The 8,671-nt window shown below is 66.9% G+C and carries 11 protein-coding genes; 8 read left to right on the forward strand and 3 right to left on the reverse strand.

Annotated features, from left to right (window positions below):
- The 6 genes from DFR74_RS36485 to DFR74_RS34980 form a co-directional block, all read left to right on the forward strand.
- The coding region (locus DFR74_RS36485; protein WP_170160862.1) for a hypothetical protein at positions 1-336 on the forward strand (336 nt) is incomplete at its 5' end.
- The gene (locus DFR74_RS34960) at positions 333-743 is read left to right on the forward strand and encodes a hypothetical protein (RefSeq protein ID WP_067514700.1); all 411 of its coding nucleotides are present in this window, start codon (positions 333-335) and stop codon (positions 741-743) included. The genes DFR74_RS36485 and DFR74_RS34960, both read left to right, overlap by 4 nt.
- A 39-nt stretch (positions 744-782) precedes the next feature.
- A complete protein-coding gene (locus DFR74_RS34965) occupies positions 783-1,295 on the forward strand; it encodes a hypothetical protein (protein WP_067514698.1) in 513 nt (170 codons plus the stop codon).
- A gap of 35 nt (positions 1,296-1,330) precedes the next feature.
- Complete coding sequence (locus DFR74_RS34970) at positions 1,331-1,945, forward strand: DUF5753 domain-containing protein (RefSeq protein ID WP_147266046.1); 615 nt, start codon at positions 1,331-1,333, stop codon at positions 1,943-1,945.
- A gap of 183 nt (positions 1,946-2,128) precedes the next feature.
- Complete coding sequence (locus DFR74_RS34975; protein WP_067514694.1) at positions 2,129-2,818, forward strand: hypothetical protein; 690 nt, start codon at positions 2,129-2,131, stop codon at positions 2,816-2,818.
- Between the two features lie 239 nt (positions 2,819-3,057).
- Positions 3,058-3,462 (forward strand): NUDIX hydrolase, encoded by a 405-nt coding sequence (locus tag DFR74_RS34980; RefSeq protein ID WP_232331956.1) that lies wholly within the window; start codon positions 3,058-3,060, stop codon positions 3,460-3,462.
- Between the two features lie 58 nt (positions 3,463-3,520).
- On the opposite strand, the gene DFR74_RS34985 is transcribed toward DFR74_RS34980, so the two are convergent.
- The 3 genes from DFR74_RS34985 to DFR74_RS34995 are packed head-to-tail and all read right to left on the reverse strand — an operon-like array spanning position 3,521 to position 6,009.
- Positions 3,521-4,171 carry a hypothetical protein gene (locus DFR74_RS34985; RefSeq protein WP_067514690.1) on the reverse strand — a complete coding sequence of 217 codons (651 nt, stop codon included), beginning with the start codon at positions 4,169-4,171 and terminating at the stop codon, positions 3,521-3,523.
- A 9-nt stretch (positions 4,172-4,180) separates the two neighbouring features.
- On the reverse strand, positions 4,181-5,326 hold the full coding sequence (locus DFR74_RS34990) for a radical SAM protein (RefSeq protein WP_232331955.1): 1,146 nt from the start codon (positions 5,324-5,326) through the stop codon (positions 4,181-4,183).
- On the reverse strand, positions 5,323-6,009 hold the full coding sequence (locus DFR74_RS34995; RefSeq protein ID WP_067514686.1) for a nucleoside/nucleotide kinase family protein: 687 nt from the start codon (positions 6,007-6,009) through the stop codon (positions 5,323-5,325). Before DFR74_RS34995 ends, DFR74_RS34990 begins: the two co-directional genes overlap by 4 nt.
- Positions 6,010-6,242: 233 nt before the next feature.
- On the opposite strand from DFR74_RS34995, the gene DFR74_RS35000 reads away from it, so the two are divergent.
- Both DFR74_RS35000 and DFR74_RS35005 read left to right on the forward strand, forming a co-directional pair.
- Positions 6,243-7,673 (forward strand): helix-turn-helix domain-containing protein, encoded by a 1,431-nt coding sequence (locus tag DFR74_RS35000; RefSeq protein WP_147266047.1) that lies wholly within the window; start codon positions 6,243-6,245, stop codon positions 7,671-7,673.
- A 38-nt stretch (positions 7,674-7,711) separates the two neighbouring features.
- The gene (locus DFR74_RS35005) at positions 7,712-8,206 is read left to right on the forward strand and encodes a flavoprotein (RefSeq protein WP_067514682.1); all 495 of its coding nucleotides are present in this window, start codon (positions 7,712-7,714) and stop codon (positions 8,204-8,206) included.
- Positions 8,207-8,671: the final 465 nt, after the last annotated feature.

The following is an 8,671-nucleotide window of genomic DNA, read 5'->3' on the forward strand; positions in this document are numbered from 1 at the left end:
CCGGTCGCGGTCGGCTACCTCCGCCAGCCCCTCCTCGACCCCGCCGCTGTCGAGGCGCTCGGTGTGGCGATGCGCCGCCGGGCCGAAGCGCTCGGCTACCGGTGGGGCGGGCTCTACCTCGACCACACCCAGCCCAGCGATCAGCCATCGCAGACGCAGGCCGCGCTCGCGCGGCGCGTGCGGCGTCAACCCGAGATCTGGACCGTCCTCGTCCCCGACCACACCCACCACCCCGGCCTACCAGCGGCGGGCGGGCCTCGCAACGTACGCATCGCCACCGCGAACACCCCACCGCCAACCGCCCGAGATCCTGAGAAGGAGGGCATCGTCCGATGACCCCAGTTGAGCCCACACCACGCGACACCCGCGCACCGGCGGCCACCGAACCCGGCGGGGGCGTCGAGCCGTGGGACGCGACCAGCTTCCTCGACACGCTCACCAGCGTGAACGAGCCCGCCGTGCCGTTGTTCGCGGGAGTCCACGAGTTCCTCACCCGCTGCCGGCAGCACCTCGAAGATGTCGGGGACGAGCCGCGCCGCCACGGGATCGCCGCGCTGTTGGCGGTGACCCGCGCCGTCGACAACCTCGCGTGGGCGCACCTGCGCGCGGTCGCCCTCGGCCGTGACCACCCCGACGCCGCCACCGCGTGGGCGGCCGTGGACAAACACACCGCCCTCGTGCACGAAACCGTCACCAGCGTCCGCACCGGGCAGCGCCTGCGTCTGCCCACCACACCACCCTGAACCCGCTGTCTCTCTGCCGATTTCTCGAAAGGAGTCCCCTTGACCCACCGCACGAAGCTCCACCTGGCGGCAGGCGCTCTCGGGCTGCTCATCTGCCTGTTGTGGCCCGCACCGGTACTCGCCGCGCCGGTACCCAGCGGTCGTGACCAGCCCCCGATCCACAACCCCGCCGCCTGCCCGAACACCACCACCGGCGACACAGTCACCGGCAACGGGCCCGGCAGCACAGCGGATGGGCCCGCAGCCATCCTCGGCTTCCACCACGCCTACTACACCCAACGATCCGGGACCGCCGCCCGCGCGTTCACCACCCCCGACACGGCGGTTCCCGCAGCCGAGACGATCCAACACGGCATCGACCACACCCCAGCCGCCAGCGGCTACTGCGTGCACATCACCCCCGCCGCCACTTCCGCCGAACAACCGGGTGGTCAGCGGTGGGCGGTCTCGATCACCGTCGCCGACCCCAACGGCCAGCGCACGCTCAACCAGCACATCACCACCCGCACCGAACACGACCACACCCTCATCACCACCATCGAATCCGCCTGAATCACTCTCACCCACAACACGATTGGAGAACAACTATGTCTGTGAACGTCGTCTCGCCGAGCCCGGAATTCGTGACCTGGCGCGGTAACCCGTCCAGCGAATTGCAGCAGCGCACCAGCGAACTCGAAGCCGAAGCGAGCGTGCTGCGCTGCTTCGACCCCACCCTGGTGCCCGGCCTGCTCCAGACCCGCGACTACGCCCACGCCGTCCTGGACCCGCTCACCAACGGCGGCAACCTGGCCGCCGCCGTCGACAAACGCCTGAACCGCCAGCAGCAGTGGCGGGCCTCGAGCACCGTGACGCACTTCCTGCTCGCCGAGCAAGCCCTCCACACCCGCATCGGCGACCCCGAGATCACCCGGGTCCAATTGGAGATGCTGCTGCGCCCGCTGCCCCCGACCGTCACCCTCGGAGTCCTGCCCCGACCGTCGCAATTGCTTTCCTCGACAACGAATTTCATCCTCTACGACGACACCCTCGCCGCCGTGGAAACGGTCACCGGCAGCCTCCGGTTCACCGACCACACCAGCATCAGCGACTACCTCACCGTCTTCGACACCCTCACCGCGGGCGCCGTCTTCGGGCACCGACGGCCGAAACCCTCATCCGCCAAGCCATCACCCACCACCAGTAACCCGCGCCGCCGATAACCGGCCTCGCCCGCCCTTTGCCGTCGCGGGGTATCCACCCACCTACGCGCGGGCGGGTGAGGAAGGGAGATTCCGGGACAGCGCTACGGGAGATCGCCCTGCTCCCGTAGCGCTGTCCCGCAACACCACCCGCGCGAAGCCGGGTGTGAACCTGCCGACCGCCACGAAAACTGAGGAGGCCGAATGAACACCGACCACCGCCGCGAACTCGGCGAAATCCGCGACCGCTGGCACAACCCGGGCGGGGCCGACGTCGAATCCGCCTCCGGCGACGCCGGTCTCGGCGAACAAGCGATCAAGGATATCGCCGTGCTGCTCGAGATCATCGACGCAGACCAGCACACGGTGCCCGCGCCGCGCCTGCCTACGGTGATCGAACTGTGCGCGGCGTTCACCGGCCGCGTGCCCAACCCACATCCTGCCCGCGCCATCTTGCTGGCGGCGGCCATGTTGACCACCGCGCACGACTGGGTCAATCCCGACGAGATCGTGATCGGGGACCAAACCTACAACGGAAACGGAATCGACTACGACCGCACCGGATCTGAGGCACTGGGAGAGATAGGCATAACTGACATCAGCGAACCGGTCCGCGCCGCACTCGTTGACCGCATCGACAACGCCGCCGCCGATGGCGGCTACCCCTACCGAATCGGGTACGCGATAGACGCCATCGCCCGCGCCCACGGGGAATACCGGCGTGCGGCAAGCGCACTCGAAACCCACACCACCAACCCCCGAATCACACAGTGGAACACCCGCGCCCGCCGCCACATCGTCGCCACCCAACGCCACTACCGGATACTCGCGAACCAGCGCACCTGGACCGAAGGACCCAACCCCGAACCACCCGATCCGGAGCCGGCTTCATGAGCCACCCACCACCACCGGAATCCACGAAGCCCTCACCACTACGCCTCCACGGAGCGCCAGCCCCCGTGGCAGTGGACCTGCAACGGATCCGGTGAGCCTGGTGCCACCTTGCGGGCCATCGGGTAGTGACAACTCCACCGATGGCCTATGGTCGTGCTCGCGCTCGGGTCCGAGCGCATCGAGAGAGAGGACTGAAATTGGCTGTGGCCAGCACTGAAAGGCACACCCTCATCGGTGATGTGCATCTGCTGCTCACCGACGACCAGGGGCGGATCCTGTTCGGCCGGCGAGCTGGCACCGGTTATGCTGATGGGGCGTTCCACCCGCCTTCGGGGCACCTCGAAGCCGATGAGTCGGTGGTCGAGGCGCTCATGCGTGAAGCTGCCGAGGAGATCGGCGTGCAGATCGCGCCCGAGGACGTCGAGTTCGCCCACGTCATGCACAACAGCTCGTCCGGCGGTCGCGTCGCGTTCTTCTTTCATGTTCGGCAGTGGCAGGGCGAGCCGACGAACCTCGAGCCCGACAAGTGCGATGCGTTGGAGTGGTTCGCCGCCGACGCTCTCCCAGCGGAGATGATCCCCTACTGCCGGGAAGCGTTGAGCCACATCTCCTCCGGCAAGTCGTTGTCGCTCTTCGGCTGGTAGCCGGTGACGGTGGGGACCGTGCCTTCTCTCTCACCGGCCCCCACCGCCTCAGACCTCGTCAGATGAGCTGCCACTCATCGAGCGAGGCGATCAGCACCTCGAGCCGCTGCGCAGACATGCGTTTCGCCGCAGCGGCTTCGGGAGACTCATTCGTGGCTCCGTATTGCCACCAGGACTGGCCGTTCTTGGCGTCCATGACCAGGAACCTCTCTTTGATCGCGGGCCCGCGCAGCACCAGCGACACCGTGCCGGGTTCGGCGACCACGGCGTGAATAGCGCTGTGGTGCAGCGCGTAGCTGGTCCCCACCCGTTCCTGGCGCACGTGGACCGCGCGCAGGCTCGACACGTCGATCTCGGTGTCGAGTTCGGCTTCGCCGTACAGGCGGTGTCGGTACTCTCCGCGCAGAATGTGACTGGCGTAGGTCCAGCGGTGGTTGTGCGGACGGTCGTGGTAGCCGGGTCCGAAGATGTGTAGCCGCAGCCGGATTCCCGAGTGGTCGTCATGCAGGACGACCTTGTCCAGGATGTCGTAGTGCTCGCACAGCACGGTCAGGCTGGGGTTGTCGGGCAGCGAGGTCAGCGCGTCGCGCAGCAGGTGGGTGTGGGCGGTGAGCTGCTCGAAGGACTTGCGTGTAGCCGACTCGACGGCTTCCACATCGTTCCAGTCGAGGGAGCGCAAGGGTTCGATGACAGTTTCCAAGGCGGGCATTCGTGTCTCCTATTCGGGTTTCGCGCTGGACTTCCACAGTCGGCAGACCGGCACGATGTCGGGGTAGGCCGAGCACGACGAAGCACCCATGACCAGCTCCTCGGCCGGGCAGCCGCCCATGCACGCCGATGCCTTGCAGCCGCCGCAGGCACTGCCGAGGAGAGGTTTGGTGAACAGGTCGAACTCGTTGACCTCGCTGTCGCGGTTGAGCAGCACCTGCCCGTCGCGCATCTTCGCGTAGTAGGTGTCGGTATCGAAGAGATAGCTGCACACATAGCAGCGGCCGTCGGGGAAGATCGAAATCCGGTCGAGGGTGCGTCCGATGCAGCCCTGATAGCCCTCCCCGGCGTAGCGGTCCATCTGGTCGCGGCGGGCGTAGGTCGGCTGGAACCACACCCGTGATTTGTATTCCGGCGCAACGAGTTCGAGCCTCGTGCAGAAGTTCACCCACTCCAGGGGATTCATCGCCATGTCGGTTTTGCCGTGGCCGGTGCCGATGGTGGAGAACACGTGGAACTTGACCAGGCTCGCGCCGATATCGTCGGCGATGTCGAGCAGGCGCAGGACATCGCCCTCGTTGGCCTTGTTGACCGTGCAGATTATGCGGGTGTCGAACCCGCGCTCGCACAGTTCGGCGCTGGTCTGCATCGCCTGGTCGAAGGTGCCCTCACCGCGGACCGTGTCGTGGGTCGCCGCGCTGCCGCCGTCCATGCTGACCTGGACGTAGGCGAAGTCTTCGGGGGTGAGCTGGGCGAACTTCTTGCGCGCGACGGCCTGGGCGTTGGTGGTGGTGATGACGTGGCCGTAGCCGATGGTCCTCGCCGCGCGGATCGCCTCGACGTACCAGGGGTGCAGAGTCGGCTCACCGCCGAGGATGGTGAGCTTGTCGCCACCGAGCTGCCGCCAGGTGGTGAGAGTGTCGACGATCTGCTGCGGGGTCATCTTCAACGCCCGCTCGAGCCGTTCGCCCATGTAGCAGTGCTCGCACCGCAACTGGCACGCCTCGGTGATGTAGAGGTACACATTGCGGAATCGGCCGTAGGCGACCTTGTCGACACGATGTGGTTCGCGCTGTCCGGCGTTGCGCGGCATCCGGGCGTGGCCGTACGTGTCGGGTCGAAAGGTCGGCAATCCCAGAGGGGTTGTGCTGGTCACGCGGTGGTGCTCCTCACGATGAGCAGGGGTTCTACGATTCGTGCGACAGTCGAGGCGGCGTCGGCGGCATCGACGTGGTTGGTAACGACGCCCGCCCGATCGAACGCAGCGCGCACTTCTTCGACCGTGTCGTCGTGGCGCCGAGTCCGGGCGGCGAACAGCGAAGGTGCATCGCCTCGCCGCGGGTGCAGCAGCGCGCCGCAGTTGCCGCACGTCCACCCACCGGCTTTCGATGGGGCCGCCGGAAGACGAGGGTCGGCCGCTGGATCGTGCTCGCAGCGGTGGCAGACTCGGCGTGCTCGGGCCCGCTTGCGTCTGGTCGGCGCATCGAGCACGAGTTCGATCGGCTCGATTGCACAGCCGGGCGCGAGAGCCCGCGACATCTCCAGCAACATCTCGGCCTGCGCGCCGGTGCCGGGGTAGTTGTCCAGGAGCACCGTGTGTATCCGCGAGTCCGCCGCTACGGTGCTCAGGTACCGCCGCACCGCCGGATTGACGATGTCGTCGTCAATCCATCCGAGGTCGCGCGGTCCGTGGCTGGCTGTCTGCCTGACAACTTCGGGCGGTACGTGTTCCCGTAGCCGGAATACGTGGCGGTCGAGATTCTTGCCGAGTGCGAGGGTGAGTGTTGTCTTTCCGGATGCCGGTGGCCCGAGGATCGGCACCAGCAGTGACAGCGCCATGTCGCCCCTTCCGCTGGGTTCATATCGGACACACCGACGATCGCCGCGAGGAGCGTGAATTGGCTATACGCGCAACGAGTCTCGTGCGTTTGCCCATATGCGGCAGTCGTATATGCGCTGGCTGATAGTGGTGGTACCTTCGGAAAAACCGTGGGGACGGCATGATCGCAGGAGCGGGGCGGATGATGCGGACTACCAGGAGCGGGCGCGAATGCCCGGTTTGCGGGACGCGGATGAGCCGATTCAACACCGGCACGGCATGCAGTAGTTGCGCACGCGTGACCCCCGCTGTCGGCGCACCTGTCATGCCGGCCGAGTTCTGGGCCAGCGATCACATGCGAGATGCCTTGGCATCCTGGCACATGGGCCGGGTGATCTTCGCCTTCCGCACCCATCCCATGCACAAATCGCCCATCACCCAGCTCGATGTCGCGAACTGGCTCGACATGTCACAAGCCACGCTGAGCCGGATCGAGACCGGCGACGCCCCAGAGGTGATGTCCAAGCTCGTCAAATGGGCAACCACACTCCACATCCCGGAGGAACTGCTCTGGTTCCGGCTTCCCCGGCGCGACGCCACGGACGAAGTCGACCGTCGCCAACTGCACGTCCTCGCCGCCGCTGCGGTCGACTCGGCGACGGCCGAGGACATCCTCCCCAGCACCAGCCCGGCCGCCGACGACTTCGACGCCTCGGTCCCCGCGATCGAAACAGCGTTCTGGGCCGCAGGGAACGTCGGAAGCGATCAGCCGGTCCGCGAGATAAACGAGTTGGTCATGCTCGCCCGGCGCATCACAAGACTCCAGATGGCCTGCGAATACGCGACACTCGGACCGATGCTGGCCCCGGTCATCACCGACCTATACCGCCAGGCGCACACCGGAAAGCCCAGAGACCGTCGCACCGCCTGGGATGCGCTGGCCCAAGTCGCTTCCGAGACCTCGGTAGCGTTGCGCGCACGCGGCTACTTCGCGGTCGCGTGGACAGCCGCCCAAGCAGCCGAATCGGCCGCCAAACGCATCGACAGCCGACAAGGCATGGCCTCGGGCGCCTACGTGCGCAGCCAAGTCCTGCTCGCACGGCCCGAATCACTGAAGGCCGCCCTCGACTGCGCGGTCCACGCCGCCGCCCTGATCGGACCGGACGCAGCAACCGCACCCGAGATACAAACAGTCGGGATGCTGCACCTGCAAGCGTCCTTGGTCACCGCGACCATGGGAGGCAGCCCGCACGACCACCTCGCGCAAGCCGCCGAGTACGCGGCCCAGCTCGACCGCTCGACCATTGACGACCCCACGACGATCGTCGGCAACATCTCGTTCGGCTCAGCCAACGTCGCGCTGTGGAACATGACCGTGGCGATGGAAGAGGGCTCCCCGGAGCGGGTGCTCGACCTCGCCAACCGGCTCGACCCCCGATCGCTGCCCACCGTCGGCCGCGCCGCACAGTACTTCGTAGAAGTCGGGCGGGCCGCAGCAGCACGCAACGACCACACCATGTCCCTGGATGCCCTGCTGCGAGCCGAGCGCATAGCACCCCAACAGGTGCGGAAAATGGACACCGTGCAGCAGGTCGTGGGTCACATGATGGGCCGGGCCGGACGCGATCTCGTCACCGGTGACCTCGGCAAACTCGCCTCCCGCATCGGAGCGGTGGCGTTGTAGGCGAAGACGCATTTCCCATGGCCTGCCATGATGGGCGCATGGGTGAGCGCACGAGAGTTCTGTACGCGATCGTCACGGGAGCCGGTGGAGCCGGGGAGGTCGGCGAACTAGTCTCCCTCGCGCAGGCCGACGGGTGGGACGTGTGTGTTCTGGCCTCCCCCAACGGCGCTCGGTTCATCGACACCGAAGCACTGACAACTCAAACCGGATATCCCGTTCGGTCGGAGTTCAAGGCCCCCGGCACCAAAGACCTGCTCCCGCCACCCGACGCGGTCATCGTCGCACCACTGACCACAAGCTCGATGGCGAAATGGGCAGCAGGAATCGGCGACACCCTGCCCCTCGCCCTGCTGGTCGAAACGACCGGAGCCGGACTGCCCGTAGTCGCGGTTCCCCACGGACGAGCCGCCCAGTTCGAGTTCCCACCAGTCGCTGCCGCACTGACCAACCTCACCGACTGCGGTGTGCGCTTCATCCGGATCAACGAAGGCGACCCAGTGCCGTGGGCGAGGGCGCTCAAAGCACTCCAATGACCAACGCATACCGATACCGCACGCGCGAGCGCAGCCCCGGGCTCGCACTCGCCGTAGCGGTACGGTAGAAGATCCACGCCCCGGTCCTTCCCCTTCGCGCCGGGGCGCAGTCGCCGCTCTTGTCAGGGTCGCGGCGTAGCACCTGACGAGTACGCAGCCAGCTACCTCACCGGGTTCCCTCTGGAACCAGGTAATCCGCTCTCCGGACTAGCCGGGGAATCTCACGGGTCGTCGAGGGACGATGTGAGCAGCGGCCCGCTCCGCCAAGATGCCATCCACGCCTTGGCCCCCATGTGCTGGGACTGGTTCAATAGCGCAGCCACCTCGAACGGGTCGTCGAGTGCGACATGAGCAGCATCCCACGTGCGCTTCTAGTACTCCAGCCGGACTTCGTGATCATGGTGTGAGGTGGGATCGTCGCTGGTAGTGGCTGGTGCGGGCGCGATGCTGGTGTCGGCGTCGCCA

Origin of the sequence: Nocardia puris (assembly GCF_003315035.1) — a bacterium.
Taxonomy (GTDB): Bacteria; Actinomycetota; Actinomycetes; order Mycobacteriales; family Mycobacteriaceae; genus Nocardia; species Nocardia puris.